Source organism: Acinetobacter sp. YH1901134 (assembly GCF_013416965.1).
In the GTDB taxonomy this organism is placed as follows: Bacteria; Pseudomonadota; Gammaproteobacteria; order Pseudomonadales; family Moraxellaceae; genus Acinetobacter; species Acinetobacter amyesii.
This window is the reverse complement of the sequence record NZ_VPEW01000012.1, coordinates 82,138-106,613: the sequence shown is the minus strand read 5'-3', so window position 1 is coordinate 106,613 and position 24,476 is coordinate 82,138. Positions and strand designations below refer to the sequence as shown.

The following is a 24,476-nucleotide window of genomic DNA, read 5'->3' as shown; positions in this document are numbered from 1 at the left end:
GTTCAAATGGCTATTCTACGTTTGATTGGTTTTGGAAAAAAAGAAGAATTTAAGAAAGTGCTAGCAATTTTAAGAAAGAAAAAGCCTGATAGGACAAGGATCCTATGAAATTTGTCGTGTACAGAGACCCAAGCCATGACTTTTGCCGCTGCGCTACTGTTTTTCCGCAATGAAACAGGCTTTGGCGGTAACAACGGCTTTACCGGTTTTAAAACCATCTTAGGTCTAGATATTACCTCTGCACCAATGCGTGCAACCTTGTGTTTCCTCACTGCACTGACTTTGCTGGTCTGTTTTGTCGGTTTACGCCACCTGATGAATAAACCCTATGGTCGTGTACTTGGTGCAATTCGTGACAGTGAAAACCGTTTGCAATATTTGGGTTACCGCACCTTATGGTACAAGCTCTCTGCATGGGTGTTGTCTGCCGTGATCGCAGGGATTGCAGGTGCTCTGTATGTCCCTCAAGTCGGCATTATTAACCCGAGTGAAATGAACCCTGTCAATTCGATTGAAATGGCGGTGTGGGTGGCTGCAGGAGGGCGCGGTACGCTGATTGGCCCAATTTTGGGTGCAGGTTTAATCAATGGGGTGAAGACCTATTTCACGGTGGCTTATCCAGAGGCATGGTTATTGATTTTAGGTGCGCTGTTTATTGTGGTAACGATATTCTTGCCAAAAGGCGTGATTGGGCTATTAGAGCGGTTTAAAAAGGAGCGAAGCGAATGAATGATCAATGGGTTCAACCGCATGGCGGTCATGCTGTTGAAGGTTATGGACGACCGAAGGAGCAGGGTGCGGACTTCAGTCACGGGATTGCCCTGTATTTGGAAAAAGTCAGCGTTTGGTTTGATTCTTTCCGCGCATTAAATGATTTGTCGTTATATATCAAAGAAGGTGAGCTGCGTTGCATCATTGGTCCCAATGGTGCAGGCAAAACCACGCTTATGGATGTGATTACCGGTAAAACTCGCCCAAAAGAAGGTTCGGCTTTTTTTGGGCAAACCTATGATTTGGCAAAAATGAGCACGGAGCAAATAGCAGAAGCCGGAATCGGTCGTAAGTTTCAAAAGCCTACTGTATTTGAAAATTTTACCGTCATGGAAAACCTGTTATTGGCTGCACCTAAAGATAAACGAGTGAAAAAGAGTTTTTTCAGCAAACTCGATCCAGATGCGCAAAACGCATTGGACGAATCTTTAGCACAAATCCGCTTAGAAGAATTGATCCATAAACCGGCAGGGCTGTTGTCACATGGTCAAAAGCAGTGGTTAGAAATAGGCATGCTACTAATGCAGCGTCCAAAATTGATTTTGCTGGATGAACCTGTAGCAGGAATGACCGATGCTGAAACAGAGCGTACCGCAGAGCTGTGTTTAGAGTTGAAAAAGAACCATACCCTTGTTGTGGTTGAACATGACATGAGCTTTATTGACACCATCAGTGAAAAAGTCACCGTGTTGGCGCAAGGTGCGATTTTGGCAGAGGGTACATTGGCCGAAGTCCAAGCCAATGAAGATGTCATTGAAAAATATCTTGGACGTTAAGGAGCAGACCATGTTAGAAGTCAAAGACGTCAATCAGTTTTATGGTGGCAGTCATATTTTAAGAGATGTGACATTTGCCGCTCCTGTGGGCGCATGTTCGGTGGTGCTCGGGCGAAATGGTGTGGGTAAAACCACCCTCTTAAAATGTTTAATGGGTATGTTACCGATCAAGTCTGGGCAGATCTTACTGGATGGCAAAGACATTTCTAAACTGAGTCCAGAGCAACGTGTACGTGAAGGCTTGGCTTATGTACCGCAAGGACGGGATATTTTCTCGACCTTGACCGTTGAAGAAAATATTTTGATTGGGATGGCAAAATTTAAGGGCGCTAAGACCCGAAAAGTGCCAGAACATCTCTACGAAATTTTCCCCGTATTGGATGAAATGAAACATCGTCGAGGTGGAGATTTATCTGGTGGTCAGCAGCAACAATTGGCGATTGCCCGTGCGCTCGCTTCCGAACCACGGGTATTGATTTTAGATGAACCGACCGAAGGCATTCAGCCCTCGATTATTAAAGATATTGGCCGTGTGATTCGTCAGTTAGCCGATGGTGGAGAAATGGCGATTGTTTTGGTTGAGCAGTTTTACGATTTTGCAGAAGAACTGGCAGATGAATATACCGTGATGGCGCGGGGGCAAGTGATTGCACAAGGTGTCGGTAGTGAAATGCCTGAAAAAGGCATTCGGGAACTGGTGGCGATTTAACATTTAGTTGACTGCGATGTGTGGCGGGCTTGTATCAATCAAGCTCGTTACTCTTTTAATTCAATTTACTAAGATCAAAAAATCGTTGCTGATCATGGCAGTTGAATCAAAAAAACGAGTGGCATAAATTTTTTTTGTTTTAAGCCATAAGCTTGCGTTGTTCTCAGTATAGTCATTTGAAGTTTCAGCATGTCGTGCTTAAGTGATGCTAAACGCAGTACTCAGACTTTGGTAAAGGGCGAATGTGCATCCATCAGTATTCGATCAAATGCTGCCGAATATACAAAATATCTGCTTTATTTTTGTGTGGATTACATTAATCTAAATGTACGACATAACAAGAAGATAAGAATATGGACGCGATATTATATTTGATCCCACCGAATGATTTAGAAACACTGATTTTAGAAGCTGACACCCCTCAAGATGTCTTGGATTCACCCTTTGTACAACACTCCTTATTTTTAGGGGAAGCGTGGCAAGAGTTGAATCCATTATTAAGCGTGAACAGTGATTCAGTTGCGGCACTGAGTTATGCCATTCAGGCAGAACATCCATTGTCAGAGCGACGCCCAGGACTGAGTCTTGCAGTGCATTACAATACCGTAGTTCGCGTTGCAGAAATCCATCAGGCATTACAACAGTTAAGCGTGGATGAAATCAAAAAACGTTATTTGGTCACGATTGCAGAAACCGCACCTGAGCAAGAGCTTAAATTGGCCGAATTAAAACTGCTTTTTTTACAGTTACAAGATCTTTATCGTGATGCGGTGCGTCATAATTTATCGGTGCTGAGTGTGATACTAGATGGTATTCGTTTGGATAAATTACCATAAACACAGCTCAACACGGGTTATAACTGAAGTTGCATCAGGACCAGATCACGCCATTCATCAAATTTTTGTCCCACTTCAGGCATATAACCTGTTTGCTTAAAGCCTAATTTTTTGTGCAGGGCAATCGAGGCGCTATTGCCGTGATCAATGCCTGCAATCATCACATGTATATTTTGGCTTTTTGCATGCTGAATTAGGTGCTCTAATAATTGCTGACCGAGACCAAGTCGAGCATAGTTTGGGTCAATATAGACAGAATGCTCAACAGTATGTCGATAGCCAGCAAAATGACGGAAAGAACCATAGTCAGCATAACCGGCGATTTGCTGTTGATCCTGATCTTCAATCACCACAAATGGAAAATTTTGCTTTTGCAAATCCAGCAATTTCTGTTGGAAAGAGTCAAGGGTATAAGCTTGATCATTCCATGTCGCAAAGCCGTTGAGAACTTCATGATTATAGATTGCGAGAATGGCCGCTAAGTCTTGTAGAATTGCAGGTCGAATGAGAAAAGACATGCGCAAATTTCTGATAAAAATAAAGTTAATTTAAAAGCTTAGGCATAAAAAAAGCAAGGTAAAGAACCTTGCTTTTTTCTTCATCGCGTTCTGAGTTGAACTTAGAAGTGGTATTTCACCAAAGCGCTGACATCGTTTTGGTCCTGACCTTTCAGACCATATTTGTTGTTCCAAACCGAGTGTTCAACACCTACGTAGAGCTTAGTCTTAGGAGAGATATGCTTACCGATATTCCATTTATATTGGCTTGTCCAGTTTAATTCACTAGCTTGTGCCCCTTTTTCAGCTGTTGACCAGTCAAGGAAAGCATCTACTAGAAAATCTTCAGAGCCGATTTTAAATGGCACAGCATAAGTGATTGTCATTTGATAATCATCTTTAGTACCGGCTGATTTAGAATCGTTATCGGCTTTATAGAAGTTGATGTTTGCATACTGTGTATATGGAATGTCTAAAGCAAAGCCAATACCATACAAGAAGTTATTAAACTCAGAATTTTTGTCGTAGCCGGCATTATGTTCCCAAGTCGTTGCAATAAGAACGTCTTTGATCGGACCCATAGAAAGGTCTTTACCAGAAACTTCACCTAAGCTAAGGCGCGGTGCTAGCTCAAGGTAAGTCGATGCTTCATCATCTTTGTCCCAAGCTTGGTCAACGAAGAAGAATACATCTGAATATTTCAGTTTAGCGGCATATTCAGCTGTGATCGTTTTCTGTTCATTGTTGTCACCATCAAAAGGCACAACATAATTTTCACCATATAGGCCAGTTAAGCTGAAATCTTGCCATACGATAGGTGAAGCTTGAGTGAAAGCAGCAGCAGATGCTAATGCACATGATGCAACGATTTGTGTAAGTTTCATTAAAAAATATCTCCCCCGAGAAGCACTGAAAGCATACAGATTATTAAGCAAAAATAAAGCCAAATTTTACTCAACGGCAAAATTGTTTTGTAATTTGAAGGGGAAATATGCCGTGAATGATCAATGACGGTAAAAGCGAGATTTTAAGTTGGAGTGGAATTGTACAAATAGAAGGTGGGCGTCGAGGAAATGCACAAAAATATGACCCAAATCAATTAAAACAATGCAAATCTACAATAAAGTCTTACTTTTTGTATGGATATTAAAAAAATATCAAAATAGCACTTGCAAAATTCTAACTTAAGACCGATATTCAAAGTATAAGGACACGGATCTGCAGACTCTAAAGTGTTCATCATTCAATGTGGAGGACGACGTTCCATACAAAGTTGAAGATGGTCATTGCTGTAACTTTTACAGCAAATGTAACGTGCCAAGATAATAAGTTTTGCACAAATATTTATAGATATTACAGATAGATATGAGGATGATATTATGAACATAGAAATCCGTACAGATAAAAACATTCCTAATAGTGATCGATTAATTACATACGTTCGTGCAGAACTTAATGAAGAATTTCAGCGCCATAGTGAACGCATTACTCACTTTTCGGTGCATTTAAGTGATGAAAATGGGGACAAGGGTGGTAGCGACGACATTAAATGTATGATTGAAGCGCGTCCTGCTGGTTTGAAGCCTGTCGTGGTCAACCATCGTGGTCATAATGTAGATACAGCTATTCACGGTGCAATTGATCGACTTAAACGTAGTCTTGAACATGTGTTCGAAAAGAAAGAGAACCCACGCAGTACACAACCTGCTTTTGCTGAAGCAGATGACAGCGTAGACGACGAATAAGTCTCAAAATTTAAAAAAGCCCTGCGGGGCTTTTTTTGTGTGTTTTGTATTTTGTTTTACATGAAATTCAAACAAACGCAGCTTTATTCGGCATAATAGATCAAAATAAATTGAAGTGAGCTTTCCAGATGTTAACAGCGCAACAACAGCTTTTTGTGCAAGCGTTAGAAGAACAAGATCTTGCACAGGTGCAACGCCTGTTGGCAGATGGTCTAAATCCAAATTTTATCGATTTTGAAAAAGGACCTGCGGTTTCTGTATGGTCTGATGGTTTGTTTAAATGGTGGGAAATGGTTTGCGAAGCGTATGAAGCAGGTCAACCCTTAACAGCTGAACAGAAAACACAACATTTAGACGTACATATGCAAATCTTGGAAGCGCTGATTCAAGCCAAAGCCAATGTGCATTTATGGGATGCTGAAGAAATTTATGGTCCATTATGGGACGCCGCGAGTGCAGCATGTGTCCCTGCGGTACAGCGCTTATTGGATGAAAAAGTGAATCCAAATATGATTGATAGCGATGGTTTAACCATTTTATCGTCGATTAGTGAATTATTTTTTGACTGTGATTTTGACGCGGTAAATTGGTCGGAAGCATTGGAAGAAGAAAAACAAACCTTGGAGCTTTTGCGTAGCCATGGCGCAAAAATGAGCAAAGAATTAGCATAATTGTGAGTAAAAACATGACTGTATTTAAAGTTTTAAGCATTGCAACATTATCCGGTTTGAGCCTGTCTGCATTTGCGGCGGATTTTTCATTTGACCGTCCGGGCGCGGGTATGGGCACAGGCATTACCCCTGTAGGTCGTTTGGCATGGGAACAAAGTTTACCAACAGCGAGCTATAGTGAAAGTCGTGATGAAAATGGTGAAAAAGTAAAAAACACCACTTTAAATGCAGACATGTTATTCCGTACTGGTTTGGCAAAAGATTTGGAATTGCAATTGGGTTGGCAAGGTCCTGCATGGTCTAAAACCAAAGTTGCGGGTCGCTCAGTTGAAGAAGATGGTTTGGGTGATGTCAGCATTGGCCTGAAAAAAGCCATTGATTTGAATGATGAAAAATTGTCGATGGCTATTCTTGCTGAAGCCATTATTGCAACAGGCAATGAAGGCTTTAGTGCTGAAGATGACATTTATAGTCTGACTTCCGCTGTGGCTTATGATTATAGCGATACAATTGGGACTTCAATGACCATGCGTTACGAAGTTCAAGATGGTGATTGGGCTGTGAGTGCTATTCCTGGATTGGAATATCAAATAGCGGGTAATTTATCGGGTTTTTCTGAGCTGGTTTATCGCAAAGCAGAGAGTACCGATCAGGAAGTGTCATTAGCATCAGGTTTGACGTATGCCGTTTCGGATCGTATGCAGTTGGATGCGAGCGTCGGTCTAGAACTCACGGGCGGTCATAAAAATTATCAGTCAGGTTTAGGCGTATCTTACCTGTTCTAAAAGAACCCTAAATTTTAAAACGTATAAGTACAGACTGAGGATGAATTCAGCTGAATGAAACAATGGACTTATGTTGCGGCAGCGGCTGTGCTGTCGTTCAGTATGGGCGTCTCTGCTCAGGATGCATTACTTTCAGCTGAAGATGCTTTTCCTTTCTCGGTCGTCTCCGATCGTGCAGATCAGGCGGAGCTGAGTTGGGATATTCCAGCGCATTATTATCTGTATCAGCACAAAATAGAGGTGAAGCAGGGCAATCAAGTTTTAGCTTTGGATTTGCCTGCTGCTGAGGATTTAAAAGACGATAACTATGGTCATACGCAGGTGTATTACCAACAGTTGAGTTTTAAAATTCCGACTCAAAAACTGCAGACCTATCAAGTCAGTTGGCAAGGCTGTGCCAAGGATCGGGTGTGTTATCCACCACAGAGCATCAGCTTTGAAACGGATGCTTCTGGCTTGGTCACACAGCAAAATCTTGCCAGTCCAAATAAACGCTTACTCGACTTTGCAGCAGAAAATACTGCCGAACAGCCTATGGCGAATCGTTTAGATCAGCAGCGGGCAGAGAATGCTGCATTGGCTTCTGAACGCTATACCGCAAGTGACCAAATGTGGTCTGAAAAATTAGCACAAAGCTCTATATTTTATGGACTTTTACTGTTTTTTGGACTGGGTTTTTTGCTGGCTTTTACCCCATGTTCATTGCCAATGCTGCCGATTTTAACCTCACTGATTGTCCGCGACAGCCGAGGTTTAAAAGCATGGATGATTGCACTGACTTTTGTTACCAGTATGGCGATGGTGTATGCCATTCTTGGCTTGGTGGCGTCGTCTGCAGGTTTGAATTTCCAGCGTTGGTTGCAACAACCCTCGACCTTAATTGCCTTTAGCGTACTCTTTGTGGTTTTTGCCCTGAATTTATTTGGTTTATTTGAACTGAAATTGCCACGCAGTTGGGTCAATCGCTTAGACCAAGCTCAGTCGATGCAAAAGGGCGGTAGTCTCGTTGGAGCTGGGGTCATGGGGATGATTTCAGCATTGCTAGTCGGTCCTTGTATGACAGCACCGTTGGCAGGCGCATTATTATTTATTTCCCAAACCCAAAGTCAGTGGCAAGGTGCATTATTGTTATTCACCCTCGGCTTTGGCATGGGAACCCCGCTATTGTTGGCTAGTGTCCTTGGCTCACGGGTATTGCCTAAAGCGGGTTTGTGGATGAATCAAATCAAGGTGCTCTTTGCTTTCATTATGTTGGCATTGGCTTTGTATTTTATTCGACCATTGATCAGTGAAGCTTGGTTACAGTGGTTATCCCTTGCTCTGGGGCTGGTGTTTAGCGCTTATGTGCTTTGGCGCATTTTATGGCGCAGTACTCAGCTCAAATGGTTGTATATCTTGGTGTTCTGTGCAGCTGTACCTTATATTGTGTACAGTCAATATCAACACAGCCAACGTTTTTTAGTCGAAGAAAATCAACAACAAAGTGCTTGGCATGTGGCACATACAGCGGAAGAGTTTCAACGTTTGTTAAGTGAAATTCCTCAAGGTCAATCCGCGATTATTGATGTCTATGCCGATTGGTGTGTGGCCTGTCAGCCGATTGAACATAAAGTTTTAAAATCGGCTGCGGTACAACAGGCTTTGGCACCGTATTACTTAATTAAGTTAGATTTGAGTCAGTATGATGCAACCCATCAAGTACTGCTCAATCAATGGGATATTTTAGGGCCACCGACCTATTTATTTTTAGATACAGCACATCAAGAGATACGTGGACTGCGTTTGACGGGTGCTTTTAGTGAGGAAGAATTGCTAGCGCAATTGGAAAAATTTAAATCGCGTGGAGAATAAAAATGATGCAATTATATATTGCCAATAAAAACTATTCGACGTGGTCTATGCGACCGTGGTTGGTGTTACACGCGTTTAATTTACCCTTTCAAGAGATCTTGATTCCTTTTTCTGAAGAAGCAGATGGCGGAGCATTCAAGCAGCAAATGTTAGCCCTACATGCCAATGGTAAAGTGCCCCTACTGCAACATGACGGTGTGATGATTTGGGACTCATTGGCAATTTGTGAATATTTGGCAGAGCAGTTTCAAGATCTTCCACTGTGGCCAAAAGATGCTACACAACGTGCATGGGCACGGAGTATTTGCGCGGAAATGCACAGTAGTTTTATGCAATTGCGTAGCTTATGTAGTATGAATCTGCAGGCGGATTATGGTCGTTATGGTCAGAGATTATGGTCTGAACATGCTGAATTACGTGCTGAAGTAGCGCGAATCGAACAGATTTGGTCGAGTCGTCCTGCGGTGGATGGCTTTCTATGCGGTGAATTTAGTATTGCTGATGCGTTTTTTGCACCCGTGGTGACACGTTTACAGACCTTTCAGTTACCTGTGAGTGACAACACACAGCGTTATATGCAAAAGATTTTGCAGCATCCTTCTGTGGTGGCATGGATCACGGCTGCTCAACTGGAACAGCCAGTCCGTCGTATGGAACAGTATCCACGTTAAAAGCTTAATGCCGCATCTGAGCTATATAAAAGTTTTAAACCAAATGGCTAAAGCTTTGTTGTTCAGTGTAGGCCATCACCATGTTACGACCACCAGCTTTAGCTGCATATAGCGCCTGATCTGCATGGGTCAGCAATTGTTGCGGTACCAATTCTGGCGTAGAAATCGCAATGCCAAAACTGGCTGTCACATGAATTGACTGACCGTCATGTCCCCAAATTTCAAGCTGCTCAATGGCTTTTCGACAGCGCTCTGCAATGAATATTGCTTGTTCCAAGTTAGAATTTTTTAACACCAAAATAAACTCTTCCCCGCCAAAACGCCCAACCACATCACTACCGCGTAAATGTTGGTTTAATACTTGGCTGACGAGAATCAAGGTTTCATCGCCTTTATCGTGTCCATATTCATCATTGATGCGTTTAAAATGGTCTAAGTCCAACAAGACCAGTGCATATGTATCTGTTTTAGCACTATCGAGCTGTTCCAAACACTGATTGATACTGCGTCGATTAAATAAATTGGTCAGTGGGTCGACTTGACTAAGTTTTTGAATCAAATGCTCTCTGTGACGCCATTGGCTGAGTAAGATTTCAAATAAAGCCAAACAGGTTAATAAAATAGGAACAATGAAAAAGATCATTGAGAAGAGCCAAAAACTATTTTGATAGCCATAGGCATGAGGTTGAAAAATCGGGGCATAGGGGATAATGCCGCGGATGCTCAAATACATGCAAATGGATAAAAAAATCGTGGCTGGAATCAGCATGCTATAGACGATTTTTCGTGTAAATAGCACCAATCCAACGGTCACCAGGCTCACGTAGGAGATCATGGTGGCTGGGCTCATGACACCAATTAAGTAGCCGTCACGACATAAAGAAATGACGAATAAACCGACTGAAAGATAAGGTAAAACAAGCTGAATTTTTGGGTTTTCTTTTCCAGCATAGCAAGGCCAAATCAATAGCACCATTAAGCTAAAAAAGACAATGTTGGTCCACAATTGAGAATGGATTAGATCAAGGTTAACCCACTGCCAAAGTTCAGGTGTAAAAGAAATATATAATTTCCAAATAATCCAAAGCAGATGAATGGCTGAGCCAAGCATCAGCATGAGCATACACTTTTTCAGGATGCTCCAATTCATGACCACTTCATCTTCCAGTAAATACTGGGCGATTCTATTGCGAAGGATCATGTCACGTATGCTTGATTTCACCGTCATCCTGTGTCTTTGCCCTGTTCGAGTTATCAGTTTTTTTCTTAAAGTTTATATAGATATCATTTTATAGGCTTACATTAGCATGAAAATTTACACTTGATAACGGTCAAGAACCGCTCAGTAATTTTAAATTTTTTACGAGTTTAAAAAGATTGTTCTAAAAATAAAACATAGTGTCATAAGGATCGGGATTATTCTATTTATGAAAATTGATTACACTAGGCTCAAGTTAATAACAACAGCTTTAGGTTTTAGTCATGAAAATTTTGCATATTGATTCAAGCATCATGGGCGACGCTTCAGTTTCGCGTCAACTTAGCGCTGAAATTGTACAACAGCTACAGCAAAAACATGGGGATGATGCACAGGTTCAGCATCTCGATTTAGCTGTACAGCAGATTCCACATCTCAGCAGTGAAATTTTGATGGGTCAGAATGCAGAACAATCGGCTTTAGGCGAGCAACTGTTACAACAGTATTTAGATGCCGATGTTGTTGTGGTTGGTGCTGCTATGTATAACTTCGGTTTGCCATCAACTTTGAAAGCATGGATTGACCGTATCAGTGTTGCAGGTCGTACTTTTAAATATACAGAACAAGGTCCAGTGGGCTTGGCAGGTGATAAAAAAGTCTATATTGCCAGCAGTCGTGGCGGTGTGTATGGCGATAACAGCCCTGTAGATTATCAAGAAGGTTTATTAAAAGCCGTGTTTAATTTCACAGGTGTCAGCGATATTGATGTGATTCGTGCCGAAGGTGTCAATATGGGACCAGATATGAAAGCACAGGCAATGGCGACAGCTCAGGCTCAAATTCAAGCCATTTAACAGATTGACATTTCCCTCTTAGGTCAGCATCTGCTGACCTTTTTTTATGGTGACTTTGATCTGTTCTTAGGGAATTAGTTTTCAGGGATTAGTCCTGATCTAGTCGGTGTGCAAAATCGGCTAAATCACTCAGCGCACGCTGTCCTTCTTCAAACCATGGGCTAAACATTTGGAAGTTATGCCACATGCCAGTGTATAACTTGAATTCGACATCTAGGCCGGCTTCTTCTGCTTTGACTTTAAAACGCTGCGCATCATCCAATAAAATTTCTTTAGAACCCACTTGAATATGAATCGGAGGTAGTCCTTTGAGCTCTGCAAAAAAAGGCGAGACCAATGGATCAGCTCGATCGACCGAGCGGGGTACATAATAATCAATACCTGTTTCGAGGGCTTCTATGCTTAACAGCGCATCATGCTTACGGTTATAGCGTAGGGACTCACTGCTCAGCGTCAAGTCTAAAAACGGTGACATTAACACCAAACCACTGACTTGTGGAAGTTGTTCCTGTTGAATTTTAAGGGCTAAGGCAAGCGCCAAGTTTGCACCACAAGAGTCGCCTGACAAAATAATATCTTTGGCTTGAACCCCTTGATCTAATAACACTGCATACACATCAAAAAGGGCATCGAGTGCTTCAGGGAACTGTGTTTCTGGGGATAAAGGATAATCCAAATGTAACACTTGCATTTGCGTGCGTGCCGCAACTTGAGTCAGAAACGCCCGATGCGTGTTCATCGAACCCAAGAAAAATGCGCCCCCATGAATATGAAAAATGAGTTGGGTCGATGCCTGTTGTGGTTTGATTTCTTCGGCTTTTAAGCCGGCTAAGCGAATAGGACGAATTTGTACATCCGGGTTTTGGGGAAATGCACGACACATTTGTTCCAAAGCAAACCTTAAAGTATTGGGCGGTAAATTGAACTGGCTCGGCCCACGAATTGTGGTTTTTAAAATGCTTTCTGTAATCAGTTGTTTCGTCAGTGGCGATATCTTCATTGTCTTTCCATCTTTTTCTATTTTTGGAATCGTGTGAGCATATTTACCAACACAAATTACAAGGTTACACTAAACGGTCACATACAAAAATTGATAAATTGTTGTGACTTTTGGATACTAATGTCGTCTATATCAGACCAGGGAAATAAACAAAAATGAAAAAAATTGCACTAGCATTAGGATTGATGAGTTTAGCCGCATTTGCAAATGCTGCAGATCCGCTAAATGGTACAACTTGGAAAACCATTGATGATAAAACCAAGCAACCAAAAGCGATTGTAAAATTCACCGAGCAAAAAAATGGTACGCTTTCTGCGAGCATTCAGTCAGTTTTGACACCAGGTGAAGAGAACGCTTGTAAAAAATGTGAAGGCCCATATCACAATAAATCATTAAAAGGCTTACGTATTGTGACAGGTCTTAAAAATGTAGGTGGTACAAGCTATGAAAACGGTTCAATTTTGGATCCTCAATCAGGTAAAACTTACAAGTTAAAAGGTCAATTGGCTGATGGTGGCAAGAAACTAGAGCTTCGCGGCTTTATTGGCGTTGCTGCTTTAGGTCGTAATCAAACATGGATTCGTGCCAACTAATTTGACATGATTCAAACAAAAAAAGCCTGACAATGTCAGGCTTTTTTATAGCCTATTTTCAGCCACAATTGAACTAGAGCCGTGCATGAGTGTGATAAAAAAATTTATTTCAATGCACGGTAAGCGCTTTCATCAAAGCCAATCAATAAATCGCTACCTGTATCGAGTACAGGACGTTTAATCATGCTGCTATGCGCTATTAAACATTGAATCAAATTTTCTTCACTGGCTAACGCTGTCTGTTGCTCTTCTTCACTGAGTTTTTTCCATGTTGTGCCTTTTTTGTTGAGAATCACATCAGCGCCTTTGGCATTAAGCCATTTTTTTACGGTTTTAGCATCAATCGCTTCTTTTTTATAGTCATGAAATTCGTAGCTTAGGCCTAATTCGTTGAGCAAGTCGAAAGCTTTTTTCATGGTATTACAGTTTTTGATGCCATAAATTTTAAGCATGAACAGGTGTCCTCAATTATTCAAACAATAAGATAAAAATACAATTCAGCATTATCCTACAGGCTAATTCATCAATGCTCAAAGCTCGATCTGGATGTGGATTGAGAAATAAATGTTTTGCTGTAAAAGTCGCATGTAATAAATATTGGGTATTGTCATCAAAACGACATTTTGGTCTTTTAGAATAGCCTACAGAACAAAACGATGCTCAGAAAAGAAAGCGATGCAATAACAAGAAAATTCAGCTTAAGGTTGCACAGTCAAAAGTAGAAAGAAAGCGAGAATAAGAATTTGCTGTGCAGATCGAATTTTTAGCTGTTTTATTTGGGGGATGTTTGAGTCTATAGATGTGGGGACTAGATAAGAGAAAACCCGCATTTAATCATCCTGATCATGCGGGTCTCAATCCAACGTCCATTGTCACATCCTTGAAAACAAGCTAAATCATTTAGTTTGTTTTTATACTTCCTTCGGCGTCCAATCCTTTTATGTCATCCTGACATGTCCCTTTGCCGTGCGAGCATAATGCTATGTTCAAGTTATGAGATAAATCCACAAATTCGTCATGTAATGTGAGAAATAAGCTCTAATTGAGTAAACAATCGTTCACTCAATTAATTGTTGGAAGCTTAAATTTTATAATCAATAATCACAGGGGCGTGGTCGCTAAACCATTCATCTTTAAATATCCAAGCATTGACTGTACGTTCTTTCCAGTCTGGTGAACATGCATGGTAGTCGATACGCCAACCCACATTTTTGGCACGCGCTTGTCCTCGGTTAGACCACCAAGAGTAAAGCTCGGCTTCTTTACGTACCTCACGGAAGGTGTCGACATAGCCAAGCTCATCATAAATATGATCGAGCCATGCACGTTCATGTGGTAAGCAGCCTGAAGCCTTTTGGTTCCCAGACCAATTTTTAATATCAATACGTTTATGCACGATATTGTAGTCACCGCAAACAATCACTGACTTATTTTCAGCACGCCATTGCTTCAAAATTTGTTGATATTCGCCTAAAAATAGGTCTTTGCGCGCCTGAGCTTCTTCACCCGATGAACCAGAAGGCAGGTAGAGCGAGCAAATATGTGCAGTTTGTCCAAGTCCTAAATCGAACTCAGCAGAAATAAAGCGGCCTTGAGTGTCTGCCAATTCAAAACCTAAACCATCTGTCACTGAAACAAAAGGTAGGCGGCTATAAATCGCAGTACCGGCATAGCCTGGGCGTTCTGCAGGGAAAAGGTGTGTAAACCAACCTTCGGGTTTAAATTTATCGGTCCATTGTTCATGGGTAATGCGGCTTTCTTGCATGCAGATGACATCGGCATCTGAAGTTGCCATCCAGTCAAAAATACCTTTTTTTTCAGCGGAACGCAGACCATTCACATTAATTGAAACGACACGTAAAATTTTTTGATCACTTGGATAGCTACTCTTTGGTATCATGCTCAGGTTTAACCTCAAACTTAAAAAAATGGAGCACCTCATGACAGCGCAAGCGGCATTTAATCCACAAGCTTTTATCGAACTGGCATTATCACGTGGTGTGCTTAAATTTGGTGAGTTTACTTTAAAATCGGGTCGTGTGAGTCCTTATTTTTTTAATGCGGGTCTTTTGAATGACGGTGAAGCATTGTCATTATTGGCTTCTGGCTATGCAGCTAAATTAACAGAATGCGATAATGTGGAAGTGGTCTTTGGCCCAGCTTATAAAGGTATTCCATTTGTAGCAGCAACGGCTGTCGCACTGTCACAAAACCATGGTGTGAGTGTACCTTGGGGCTTTAACCGTAAAGAAGCGAAAGACCATGGTGAAGGCGGTGTGCTTGTGGGTGCATCAGTAGAAGGCAAAAAAGTCTGGATCATTGATGATGTGATCACTGCAGGTACTGCGATTCGTGAAGTAGTGACTATTCTGAAAAATGCCGGTGCACAAATTGCGGGCGTATTGGTGGCGCTAGACCGTCAAGAAAAAGGTCAGGGCGATTTTTCTGCGATTCAAGAAGTACAAAAAGAGTTAGAAATTCCTGTACATGCTTTAATCACTATGAAAGATTTGATGACTTTCTTAGATGCAAAAGGCGAAACTGAAGCCTTGGCGAAAATGGAAGCGTACCGTGTGAAATACGGCATCTAATTTTTCGGGATTTCAAAAGGCAGCTGAAGCTGCCTTTTTTTGTGTAGTTTTGAGATTAGGATTGTTGAATTTAGCTAATCAAAAATGTGGAAAAATTGATTGGTTGGTATTCATGAAACGTGAAAAATCATTAAAAAAGCCCAACCGGAGATGATTGGACTTTTCTCTATTATATAACACTATGATTTATAATGAATAAAAATAGAATTTCGTATAACGTGTATTATGTTAATTTTAGAAAAATTAAAAGCTAGGAGCTTTGTCTAACCAATCTTTGAAATTTTTAAACTTTACGTGATGTGGCATATCACCTAGATCAAAAACAAAAACTGATGGATCACCATCAATATCATCACCATTAAAATATGCAGTCCAATCCAATAAACGTGCAAATGGTATTAGGTTAAGACCTTCTCTTTTTCTGAATTCATATGCTAAAGACCCTGATTCTGTTTTTGCGTCATAAATCACCCAATTTTAAATATTAAAATAAAAATTAAAAAATATTATTTTTCTACAAGATCATAAATATACCTTCTTTCATAAAATAAAAAATAAACTTTTACATATTTAACCTTATAACACTTATTGCTTACATCTATTTCATCTTTAAAATAATAATACCTACTACCAAATGGTAAGACACTACTAACCAAATTAATTAAATAAAAGCTCTTTCCATCAACTTCAACCACATACCTAAAACCATCATATTTCGTATGATATTTCCCAGTAATAACCATACACCCATCAATAATATTATCCTTATCTTTAATCTTATTTTTTAAAATAAGATTATTATAAAAAACAGTATAAAAGATCATCGATAACAGCAAAAAAGAAGTTGATAAAATCAATTTCATATTAATTTCTCATACCTGCTAAAATAAAAATCAGTGAATATTTAAGTCCATTAGTATATTAATAGTTTTTTTGGCCTTACTTTCTCAATTTCACTAAATAAAGGCTTTGTTGCACAAACCTATCCATAAAAGCTTGTTTAGTAATATAGTTTCCAAATGAATAAGCCCACACCTAAAATCTATCGTACAACCAATTGGTCTACATACAACCGAGCACTCATTAATCGTGGAAATATTGCCATTTGGTTTGATCCAAACACTCAGTGGTATGCGCAATCACAAGGCAAGCAAGGTCGAAATCAAACTTATTCTGATACTGCTATACAATGCTGCTTAATGATCAAATATTTATTTCGACTCTCTTTACGCATGGTCACAGGTTTTGTTCAAAGTCTAATTAAACTGTGTGGTCTAGACTGGACAGCACCAGATTATTCCACCCTTTGCAGACGACAAAAGCATATCAATATTGCGATTAGCTATCAAAAAAGTACTGATGGGCTACATCTGTTCGTTGACTCTACTGGCTTAAAGTTTCTAGGCGAAGGTGAATGGAAGCGTAAGAAGCACCAACCAGAATATCGTCGCCAATGGCGTAAACTTCATATTGGTAAAGATGCTGAAACCCTGTAAATACGTACTATTCAACTCACTACAAATAATGTGAGTGATTCACAAGTGCTTGAAGATTTACTTGATCAGATTCCACAAGATGAGCAAATTGATTCCGTTTATACCGATGGAGCTTATGACACCAAGCAATGCCGTCAGGTCATTGCAGATCGGTAAGCGCATGCTGTGATTCCTCCAAGAAAAAATGCAAAGCCTTGGAAAGATACAAAGATCAGCTCGCGAGAGCGAAATGAATTACTTCGAACAGTTAAACGTTTAGGCAGGACACTATGGAAAAAATGGTCCGGCTATCATTGCCGAAGTTTGGTCGAAACTAAGATGCATTGCATCAAATTATTGGGGGATAAACTCAGTGCAAGAAAATTTGATAGCCAAGTCAATGAAATTCATGCACGTATAGCAGTCCTCAACAGATTTACGGAATTAGGTCGTCCTCAGACCCAAGCTGTCTCTTAAATTTGGAATACTTGGGATAGTTCAATCTCTCAAATATTTATGCAACAAAGCCTTTTGATTCTATCAAATACCTTAGAAATAGTTTCGATTTAACATAATGGCTGTTATAGGAGATGAAAAACCTAGGCATTAAATTCAAAAAACACATAAAAATTAAGGTTATAGTCTCAATTTTCCAACTTTGTATAACGTGTATTATGTTAATTTTAGGGAAATTTAATAAATAGAAGACTTTCATTATGAATGCCATCAGAACTTTTATTATTTTAATACATTTTACTGCTATATGTGGATGTACTGACTCTTCAGAACCTAGGTCTAAATCTTTATCAGAAAAATCGGATATTGAATATTATAAAGATATATCAAAATCAGGGGATTTAGTGACTTGGGGGATTTCATCGGATTTAATTATAAAAACAGTTGTAGGTGGTAAAAAGAATATTGAGCAAGGCATAGTTTTAAGTAACCCTTTTCTTGGGCAGTTTCCTATTAACTTCATTCCTACAGTAGAAATACTAAATGACGATGATAAAATTGAGAACGTTGCCGATTTTCAAAAGCCTATGCAATTTAATCTACTTTTGAATAATGCTAAGAATATAAAAATTAATAACTTTTATGATAGGAGTTATCAAGATCAAGTAAAAGTGCATCTACAAAATTTCAGTACACTTGATCCCATATCTTTTAAATATAAACGAACACCAAGAGAATGGATAAACTATTTAACATCACATAAATTTGTAAAATATGAAGATTCATTTAAAAAATTTGATTTAGAATGCTATTCAATAAATTTGGATTCTGATATTTCTTATCATTGTTTAGGTCATGCATCAGATCCATACCATTCTGAATTTTTAATGACAATTAATCGTAATCTTACAGACCAAATCGTAATAACCACAAAATCTGAAACACCTCTCTATCCTAACGTGAATATTGAATGGAGAATGCCTTATGAATCATTAAAAGATTGGAAAGCTGTAGATCAAAATATTTGGCGTTTATTAAAAGCTTGGAATGCTAATCAATAGAGTAACTATCGCAAAACTTCCACTATTTTTGAGTCTATTTAACATAATAGAGCTTATGCGAAATGCAATTGAAATAATTGCTTAAAATCAATAACTTAAAAAATTTCAACCACCCCGAAAAACAGCAAAAAACCGACTTTGAAACATGTCGCTTTCTTTTTGAGCAAATTTGTCATTTTTCGCCAACAAAAATGGTTGAAAAGTGATCAAAAACCGCAATTCCCTATAAGATATATGCCTTTTAAGATCAAATTCATCCCCAATTTCTGCGGACAACTCTCGGGATAAAAATCCACCAATTGTGTACGCCTGAGCGCACATGAATTTAGGGGTTTTGCGGATATTCACAATCCCTTGTATTCAATATCATGAAGTCATAAGAGAACAGGACGTTCCGCAGAATAAAAATAAATAATCGCACAAGGATCGGCGGTACGACAGGAGTCATGCCAAGCGAACCAATACGAAAAAGCCCGACATCCTGTCGGGCTTTTTTATTGCCTACATTTAAGATCTAATCAGTCTTAGCCAATTCATTTTGGTTGATAAGTTTAATCAGCGCATTTTGAACAAACTCATCAAGTTCAATCCCTTTTTCTTTTATGATGGTTTCTATCTTTGCTAGCGTTTCACTTTCTAATTCGAACTCGATTTCTGCTGATGTTTCCATGAGTAAATCATAGTTATTTTCGACCATCTTTTTAAAGGTTTCTTCTAGATCTTTTGTTGATGGAATATTGAAAGATAAGCGTAATGAGCTATTGATAATTTCAACATGGGTATACCCTAAATATTCAGTACTTTTTCCTACAAATCCTAAGTGCTTCATAAAAAACCTTCAATAAATATAGTAAAGAGCTGTCTAAATTAAGCCAGACTCTCTTTTACAAATTTTAGATCAGCAATAAATAACCGAATAACGCCCATTATGTTAATTTTAGAAAGTCTTCAAGCTCACCTTAAAGAATTAACCTACTAGAGGATGCTCTTTCATTAAATTCTGTATGTCATTTGGGTCATAACAACCACATAAGCCTAGAAGCACTACGTCTGATATCTCATCAATACAACAACCTGAAACGATTTGCATACGTTGATTTTTGTCATATCCAAAAACTGTATATGTCAAATCTTCATCATCAAAATGATCTTTACAGATTGAACAGCAATCAGGGTATTTCTTCAAAACCTTATCAATATCTTTTTGCTGAGTAACAGTAACGCTCATATAACAACTCAAATAACTTTTCTTGGCCATAATTTTACATCTATATTTTTCTGAATATCCTTTTATTTAGCATGATGGGCATTATTCGGAATGAGAGCGGACAGCTCTCGTTTTTTGTTATGGAAACTGCTAAAATACAAGTACGCCATTGACGTACAAAGAGTCCATGTTATTTATTGAAACTAGCATCTTTACCAAGCAAATTAAAGACCTTGTATCTGATGAGGAATATCGTCAACTTCAGGAAGATCTTTTGGTACAGCCTGATAGAGGTGATCTAATCAAGAATGGCGGTGGTATTCGCAAAGTACGTTGTGCTCAAGGTAACAAAGGAAAAAGTGGTGGCATTCGGGTGATTTATTATTGGGTCACCGAGGATGATCAGATATTTTTCTTAGTGGCTTATCCAAAATCAGTGAAAGATAATTTAACAGATAAGGAAACAGCCATTCTGCGCCAACTCGTGAAGGAGCAATTTCATGGATAACAACTTATTTGATGACTTGGTTGCTTCAATCAAAGAAGCTGGAGCTATCAAACGTAAAGAAGTTAAAGCAAGTCGAGTTACAGAACTCGAACTACCAGATATTAAAGAAGTACGTGAAAAAACAGGCTTGAGCCAAAATGAGTTCGCTGCACGTCTGCATATTAGTCCTCGTACCCTGCAAAATTGGGAACAGGGACGACGCTATCCAACTGGACCAGCAGCTACATTGATTCGAATTTTAGATGCTCATCCAAGTCTTATTTAAAAAATTACTTAAAAAATGGGAGCTTAAGGCTCCCATTTTTAGATTCGTATAACGTGTATTATGTTAATTTTAGGAAAGCTCACTAATCATCAAATTAAAAATATAAGAGAGACTTATGGACTCATATCTTAATTCAGAAGCTGGTTTTCCTGCTGGAACACGTATAAATACGGATAAAGGTTTAATCTCCATTCAGGATATTAACATTGGAGACTTAGTACTGTGTAAACCCCAAAATGAACAAGGGAAACTATGTTACAAACCTATTTTAAGAATGGTGTCTTATGAAAATAAAGGATTGTGGAAATTACATTATTTTGAAATTAAAGCTAATACTGACATATCCAAGCTGCATAAAGGTAAGTTAAGCGGTGTAAGTGTTACAGCGAATTATCTATTCAGGGTTAAAGATAGTGGTTGGACACGTGCAGATGAATTACAAAAGGGTCAGATTATCGAAACGATGAATCCTGATGTAGTCGCTCTAGTTTTCATGGTTAATCCATTACGAAAAACTAGTATGCCCAATATTGCAGGTGGTTATCATGTTTGTAATGTATTTGATGCTGAGCGTAAAGGTTTTGATATTAAAGATGTTGATTATTTTGATTTGTTTGAATATGACAAAACAGGATTATGTGGAATTCCGGATCAGAATGCACCTAGCCCATTAAAAATGAATGGTCAAAACGTTTATGTTTTAGAAGAAACGTTTAGGCAGAAAGTTTATAACTTTGAATTGGCAGATTGTGATACCTACTTTATTTTTAATGATGGTTTATGGGTTCTCAACCCTAACTGTACTAAAGCTAATAGTTGATTATAAACAATATGAGAAATCTATTAACCAATTTTCCCATTTAACATAATGGCTGTTATACAAAATTAAAAAAATACATAAAAATTAATACTATATACTCAATTTTTCAATTTCCTATAACATGTATTATGTTAATTTTAGGAAAACTTACAGAATGTATAATTTAAAGATTATGGTTTGGGTGATCCTTATCTTAGTAATCTTATGGGGAATACAATGGATGTTTCATGGCTTTCCAACAGGAAATTAAAGCTATACATTGGTGTTATTCCTAAGTAGAAATGTCCTACCTAATAACCAAATAGAAATGTCCTATATGGACATTTCCAAGTCAAGCACAGGATTCAGATTTCGTTGTTCAATCGCTGTTTTCTGTGCTTGTCTACGTGGCATCTTTTGAGAACGATTGCGTTTGTTTTGGTGTTCCAGTTCTTCATGCTGTTGTTGGATATGATTCAGAACAGCACCCAACCGTTTATTCTCAACAATCTCTCGCTGATTCAGCTGACTTAATTTATCGAATAGGCTGTAATTGATCTTTCGGCCATCATGCATGAGGGCTACAGTACCATCCGGGTATTCCAGGAACTCAAGATACTTACCGATCAACCTTTGATTTTCTTCGGTGTTTTCTAGGAGATATACGCATTTATCATAAGTAATCGTCAGGCTATTCGTGACTCTGCGGGGTTCGCGCCAAGTAAAAATATCATCTAATTCTTCGGCTGTTTCAGTGATAGGCCGATGTAGATTCTTAGGATTAAAAGCCATCTTGGCGAACTTCTGATTGAACTGCTCAATGAAGCAGGGTAGCCAGGCATTCGCTTGCTCAATCGAACAGATACCTTCCAAGCGCATTTCTTTGATCAGACGGTCCTGAAGCGTTCTATTCGCCCGTTCTACACGGCCTTTGGCCTGCGGTGAATTGGCGAAGATGATATCGATATTCAGGGTGCTGAGTACATGTCCAAACTGGGTAATCTTGGTGTCTTTCTTGCTGCTTTGATTCACTCTAAAGACTGAATGTTTGTCGCTGTAAAACGCTAAAGGCTTACCGTGCTGTTCGACATATAAACGTGTTGAAATCATATAGTCAAAAGTTGATTCTGACTCACAGAAGCGTAAATGCTGTAATTTATCTGTGGCATCATCAATGAACACCAGTAGACAGCATTTAGCAGCGCGTCCTTCAAACCAGTCATGGTGTGAGCCATCAATTTGGATCAGTTCACCAAAGCAATCCCGGTTGTAACGAGGCTGATACGGGCGTTTCAGGCGCTTGGATCGAGGAATCCATAAGTCAGCTGCAATCATCCAGGAACGCAGGGTTTCTACTGAAAGATCGAATCCATGCACGGTGGTGAGCTTTTCATGCGCTAAAGTGGGTCCGAAACCATAAAGTTGATCTGAAACAATATTGAGACACTTAAGTCTGAGTTCTTCAGGAAGTTTAGAATTGCTGATTTGGCCACGACCGGCATGGGCTAATGCAGCGGGACCTTGAGCTTTGTATTTCTGCAGTAAGCGTCTGATCTGACGTTCTGAGATATGAAGTAGCTGAGCAGCCTGGGATTGAGTTATACGTTGATCACAGATTTCCTGCAAGACCGACAATCGTTTAAGTTCTTTATCCGACATAGACACCAACATATCAAACCGTCCGCTAAGGAAATTGCAGAAGTGCATATTCTAAAAGCGGACATTTTTACTTTGGAGAAACCGGACATTTCTATTTTGGAGTTACAGCTCTCGTTTCGTATAATCCGTATTATGTTAATTTTAGGAAAGCTCACTAATCATCAAATTAAAAATATAAGAGAGACTTATGGACTCATATCTTAATTCAGGGGCTGGTTTTCCTGCTGGAACACGTATAAATACAGACAAAGGTTTAATCGCCATTCAGAACATTAAAGTCGGAGATTTAGTACTGTCAAAGCCAAAAAATGGTGACGGAGAGTTATGCTATAAACCTGTTATAAGAATATCTACTTGTGAGAATAGTGAGATTTGGGAGCTAACCTATTTCCAAATTAAAGCAAATACAGATTTATCAAAATTAAATAAAAGCAAATTATTGCAACTTTCTCGCAAAGGAAAAATGGTCAGTAATATGCTGAGGTCTAATCAGACATTCTGGGTTAAGAATATTGGATGGACGCGCTTGGATGAGTTGAAGAACGGTCAAGCTATAGAAACATCTGATCAAGAAATCATTGGTCTTGTTTTTATGGTGAATCCATTACGAAAAACAAGTATGGAAAGTGTGGCTGGAAGTTACCATCCTAGCAATATATTTAATGCGGATAAAAAAGGTTTTGATATTGAAAATGTTGAATATTTTACTTTTATCAAATATGGCTTAGAAGGACCTATCGAATGTATAGGTGATGATAATGTACCTAGTCCAATATGTGTTAATGGTGAAAGTGTTCACGTTCTCTCAGAGACATTCCGATTAAAAACTTACAGCTTTGACGTTGAGGATGATTATACTTGCTTTATTACGAAGCTAGGATTGTGGGTTAATAATACTGCCTATAAATAATATAAGAAATAAATTACTAATTTTCTTATTTAACATAATGGCGATTATACGAAATTTCGTTATTCCTAGCAGGTAAAACAATCATATGCCTTATCAGAACTTAAATATTATGTATGACTTCGGACCAATCGACGTAAAGGTCATAGAAATTTTTGAGCAAGATAATAAAATTAATTTTCCTTTAAGTTATAAAAAGCTGATTGCTTCCCACAATGGGGTGCAATTTATTGAGAATAGCTTTGAATATTCTGATTCTAACAATGAAGTTGGAGAATCTAGCATAGCCTTTTGTTGTTTTGGACAAGGGGTAGGAGGTGATCATATTGAAAACTGTCAAGATCAGGATATATATGGCCATGATAAGATAGTCGTCTTTGGACTAAATGGTTGTGGTGACTATATCGGATTTGACTACAGATCTGACGTTAATAATCCGAAAGTAGTTCTTATGTACCATGATCAATATATCAAGGATCAACATGGACAGCCTAAATTAGAATTGATAGAAGTATGTGATAGTTTTGATAATTTTTTGAACTTACTAAGATAGCTTAAATTATTAGCCTGAGACTATATTTAACATAAAAT

The 24,476-nt window shown here is 39.0% G+C and carries 28 protein-coding genes and 2 pseudogenes; 19 read left to right on the top strand and 11 right to left on the bottom strand.

Annotation, left to right across the window (positions count from 1 at the left end; genetic code table 11):
* Positions 1 to 126 precede the first annotated feature (126 nt).
* The 4 genes and pseudogenes from FTV50_RS12850 to FTV50_RS12835 all read left to right on the top strand — a co-directional run.
* Positions 127 to 729: pseudogene (locus tag FTV50_RS12850) on the top strand (urea ABC transporter permease subunit UrtC); the annotation flags it as partial.
* Positions 726 to 1,547, top strand: a complete 822-nt coding sequence (gene urtD / locus FTV50_RS12845; protein ID WP_180024642.1) for an urea ABC transporter ATP-binding protein UrtD — start codon at positions 726 to 728, stop codon at positions 1,545 to 1,547. The pseudogene FTV50_RS12850 and the gene urtD, both read left to right, overlap by 4 nt.
* Positions 1,548 to 1,557: 10 nt before the next feature.
* On the top strand, positions 1,558 to 2,256 hold the full coding sequence (gene urtE, locus FTV50_RS12840) for an urea ABC transporter ATP-binding subunit UrtE (RefSeq protein ID WP_180024641.1): 699 nt from the start codon (positions 1,558 to 1,560) through the stop codon (positions 2,254 to 2,256).
* A 353-nt stretch (positions 2,257 to 2,609) separates the two neighbouring features.
* Positions 2,610 to 3,092: a DUF1877 family protein gene (locus FTV50_RS12835; protein ID WP_180024640.1), complete on the top strand. Its 483-nt coding sequence runs from the start codon at positions 2,610 to 2,612 to the stop codon at positions 3,090 to 3,092.
* A gap of 17 nt (positions 3,093 to 3,109) precedes the next feature.
* Here the strand turns inward: FTV50_RS12835 and FTV50_RS12830 are convergent, their stop codons facing one another.
* On the bottom strand, positions 3,110 to 3,610 hold the full coding sequence (locus tag FTV50_RS12830; protein WP_180024639.1) for a GNAT family N-acetyltransferase: 501 nt from the start codon (positions 3,608 to 3,610) through the stop codon (positions 3,110 to 3,112).
* A 101-nt stretch (positions 3,611 to 3,711) separates the two neighbouring features.
* Positions 3,712 to 4,473: an outer membrane protein OmpK gene (locus FTV50_RS12825; protein ID WP_168379688.1), complete on the bottom strand. Its 762-nt coding sequence runs from the start codon at positions 4,471 to 4,473 to the stop codon at positions 3,712 to 3,714.
* Between the two features lie 495 nt (positions 4,474 to 4,968).
* On the opposite strand from FTV50_RS12825, the gene FTV50_RS12820 reads away from it, so the two are divergent.
* The 5 genes from FTV50_RS12820 (at position 4,969) to FTV50_RS12800 (ending at position 9,312) form a co-directional block, all read left to right on the top strand.
* A complete protein-coding gene (locus FTV50_RS12820) occupies positions 4,969 to 5,334 on the top strand; it encodes an HPF/RaiA family ribosome-associated protein (RefSeq protein ID WP_111885127.1) in 366 nt (121 codons plus the stop codon).
* Between the two features lie 128 nt (positions 5,335 to 5,462).
* Positions 5,463 to 6,005 (top strand): ankyrin repeat domain-containing protein, encoded by a 543-nt coding sequence (locus FTV50_RS12815; protein WP_111885128.1) that lies wholly within the window; start codon positions 5,463 to 5,465, stop codon positions 6,003 to 6,005.
* A gap of 14 nt (positions 6,006 to 6,019) precedes the next feature.
* A complete protein-coding gene (locus FTV50_RS12810; protein ID WP_180024638.1) occupies positions 6,020 to 6,790 on the top strand; it encodes a transporter in 771 nt (256 codons plus the stop codon).
* 54 nt (positions 6,791 to 6,844) lie between these two features.
* Positions 6,845 to 8,641: a protein-disulfide reductase DsbD gene (gene dsbD / locus FTV50_RS12805; protein ID WP_180024637.1), complete on the top strand. Its 1,797-nt coding sequence runs from the start codon at positions 6,845 to 6,847 to the stop codon at positions 8,639 to 8,641.
* A gap of 2 nt (positions 8,642 to 8,643) precedes the next feature.
* Positions 8,644 to 9,312, top strand: a complete 669-nt coding sequence (locus FTV50_RS12800; RefSeq protein ID WP_180024636.1) for a glutathione S-transferase family protein — start codon at positions 8,644 to 8,646, stop codon at positions 9,310 to 9,312.
* A 34-nt stretch (positions 9,313 to 9,346) separates the two neighbouring features.
* On the opposite strand, the gene FTV50_RS12795 is transcribed toward FTV50_RS12800, so the two are convergent.
* On the bottom strand, positions 9,347 to 10,540 hold the full coding sequence (locus FTV50_RS12795; protein WP_180024635.1) for a GGDEF domain-containing protein: 1,194 nt from the start codon (positions 10,538 to 10,540) through the stop codon (positions 9,347 to 9,349).
* Between the two features lie 254 nt (positions 10,541 to 10,794).
* Here FTV50_RS12795 and FTV50_RS12790 point away from each other — a divergent pair, with 254 nt between their 5' ends.
* Positions 10,795 to 11,364: an FMN-dependent NADH-azoreductase gene (locus FTV50_RS12790; RefSeq protein ID WP_180024634.1), complete on the top strand. Its 570-nt coding sequence runs from the start codon at positions 10,795 to 10,797 to the stop codon at positions 11,362 to 11,364.
* Between the two features lie 88 nt (positions 11,365 to 11,452).
* Here FTV50_RS12790 and FTV50_RS12785 read toward each other — a convergent pair whose 3' ends face one another.
* A complete protein-coding gene (locus tag FTV50_RS12785; protein ID WP_180024633.1) occupies positions 11,453 to 12,364 on the bottom strand; it encodes an alpha/beta hydrolase in 912 nt (303 codons plus the stop codon).
* Between the two features lie 155 nt (positions 12,365 to 12,519).
* On the opposite strand from FTV50_RS12785, the gene FTV50_RS12780 reads away from it, so the two are divergent.
* Entirely contained in the window at positions 12,520 to 12,957 is a 438-nt protein-coding gene (locus FTV50_RS12780; RefSeq protein ID WP_180024632.1) for a DUF2147 domain-containing protein, read from the top strand.
* 104 nt (positions 12,958 to 13,061) lie between these two features.
* Here FTV50_RS12780 and FTV50_RS12775 read toward each other — a convergent pair whose 3' ends face one another.
* Entirely contained in the window at positions 13,062 to 13,409 is a 348-nt protein-coding gene (locus tag FTV50_RS12775) for a Spx/MgsR family RNA polymerase-binding regulatory protein (RefSeq protein ID WP_180024631.1), read from the bottom strand.
* A 629-nt stretch (positions 13,410 to 14,038) separates the two neighbouring features.
* A complete protein-coding gene (locus FTV50_RS12770) occupies positions 14,039 to 14,857 on the bottom strand; it encodes an exodeoxyribonuclease III (protein ID WP_078193225.1) in 819 nt (272 codons plus the stop codon).
* Between the two features lie 40 nt (positions 14,858 to 14,897).
* Between FTV50_RS12770 and pyrE the strand changes: the two genes are divergently transcribed.
* Positions 14,898 to 15,548 (top strand): orotate phosphoribosyltransferase, encoded by a 651-nt coding sequence (pyrE, locus tag FTV50_RS12765; RefSeq protein WP_180024630.1) that lies wholly within the window; start codon positions 14,898 to 14,900, stop codon positions 15,546 to 15,548.
* Positions 15,549 to 15,791: 243 nt separating this feature from the next.
* On the opposite strand, the gene FTV50_RS12760 is transcribed toward pyrE, so the two are convergent.
* Positions 15,792 to 16,019 carry a hypothetical protein gene (locus FTV50_RS12760; protein WP_180024629.1) on the bottom strand — a complete coding sequence of 76 codons (228 nt, stop codon included), beginning with the start codon at positions 16,017 to 16,019 and terminating at the stop codon, positions 15,792 to 15,794.
* Positions 16,020 to 16,054: 35 nt separating this feature from the next.
* Positions 16,055 to 16,411 (bottom strand): hypothetical protein, encoded by a 357-nt coding sequence (locus tag FTV50_RS12755; RefSeq protein ID WP_180024628.1) that lies wholly within the window; start codon positions 16,409 to 16,411, stop codon positions 16,055 to 16,057.
* Between the two features lie 156 nt (positions 16,412 to 16,567).
* Between FTV50_RS12755 and FTV50_RS12750 the strand changes: the two are divergent.
* Positions 16,568 to 17,500, top strand: a pseudogene (locus tag FTV50_RS12750) (IS5 family transposase).
* Between the two features lie 239 nt (positions 17,501 to 17,739).
* Positions 17,740 to 18,540: a hypothetical protein gene (locus FTV50_RS12745; RefSeq protein ID WP_151204773.1), complete on the top strand. Its 801-nt coding sequence runs from the start codon at positions 17,740 to 17,742 to the stop codon at positions 18,538 to 18,540.
* 514 nt (positions 18,541 to 19,054) lie between these two features.
* On the opposite strand, the gene FTV50_RS12740 is transcribed toward FTV50_RS12745, so the two are convergent.
* Positions 19,055 to 19,369 carry a hypothetical protein gene (locus FTV50_RS12740; RefSeq protein ID WP_058971764.1) on the bottom strand — a complete coding sequence of 105 codons (315 nt, stop codon included), beginning with the start codon at positions 19,367 to 19,369 and terminating at the stop codon, positions 19,055 to 19,057.
* Between the two features lie 138 nt (positions 19,370 to 19,507).
* The gene (locus tag FTV50_RS12735; protein ID WP_068976015.1) at positions 19,508 to 19,768 is read right to left on the bottom strand and encodes a hypothetical protein; all 261 of its coding nucleotides are present in this window, start codon (positions 19,766 to 19,768) and stop codon (positions 19,508 to 19,510) included.
* Between the two features lie 166 nt (positions 19,769 to 19,934).
* Here FTV50_RS12735 and FTV50_RS12730 point away from each other — a divergent pair, with 166 nt between their 5' ends.
* From FTV50_RS12730 to FTV50_RS12720, 3 genes are all read left to right on the top strand, one after another.
* Complete coding sequence (locus tag FTV50_RS12730) at positions 19,935 to 20,255, top strand: type II toxin-antitoxin system RelE/ParE family toxin (protein ID WP_058971762.1); 321 nt, start codon at positions 19,935 to 19,937, stop codon at positions 20,253 to 20,255.
* Entirely contained in the window at positions 20,248 to 20,520 is a 273-nt protein-coding gene (gene nadS, locus FTV50_RS12725; RefSeq protein ID WP_000369781.1) for a NadS family protein, read from the top strand. Before FTV50_RS12730 ends, nadS begins: the two co-directional genes overlap by 8 nt.
* A gap of 115 nt (positions 20,521 to 20,635) precedes the next feature.
* Positions 20,636 to 21,340, top strand: coding sequence for a Hint domain-containing protein (locus FTV50_RS12720; RefSeq protein ID WP_180024627.1), 705 nt, complete (start codon positions 20,636 to 20,638; stop codon positions 21,338 to 21,340).
* 312 nt (positions 21,341 to 21,652) lie between these two features.
* Here FTV50_RS12720 and FTV50_RS12715 read toward each other — a convergent pair whose 3' ends face one another.
* A complete protein-coding gene (locus tag FTV50_RS12715; protein ID WP_180024626.1) occupies positions 21,653 to 22,978 on the bottom strand; it encodes an ISNCY family transposase in 1,326 nt (441 codons plus the stop codon).
* Positions 22,979 to 23,165: 187 nt separating this feature from the next.
* Between FTV50_RS12715 and FTV50_RS12710 the strand changes: the two genes are divergently transcribed.
* Both FTV50_RS12710 and FTV50_RS12705 read left to right on the top strand, forming a co-directional pair.
* Complete coding sequence (locus FTV50_RS12710; protein WP_180024625.1) at positions 23,166 to 23,888, top strand: hypothetical protein; 723 nt, start codon at positions 23,166 to 23,168, stop codon at positions 23,886 to 23,888.
* 85 nt (positions 23,889 to 23,973) lie between these two features.
* Positions 23,974 to 24,438 (top strand): SMI1/KNR4 family protein, encoded by a 465-nt coding sequence (locus tag FTV50_RS12705; RefSeq protein ID WP_076753373.1) that lies wholly within the window; start codon positions 23,974 to 23,976, stop codon positions 24,436 to 24,438.
* Positions 24,439 to 24,476: the final 38 nt, after the last annotated feature.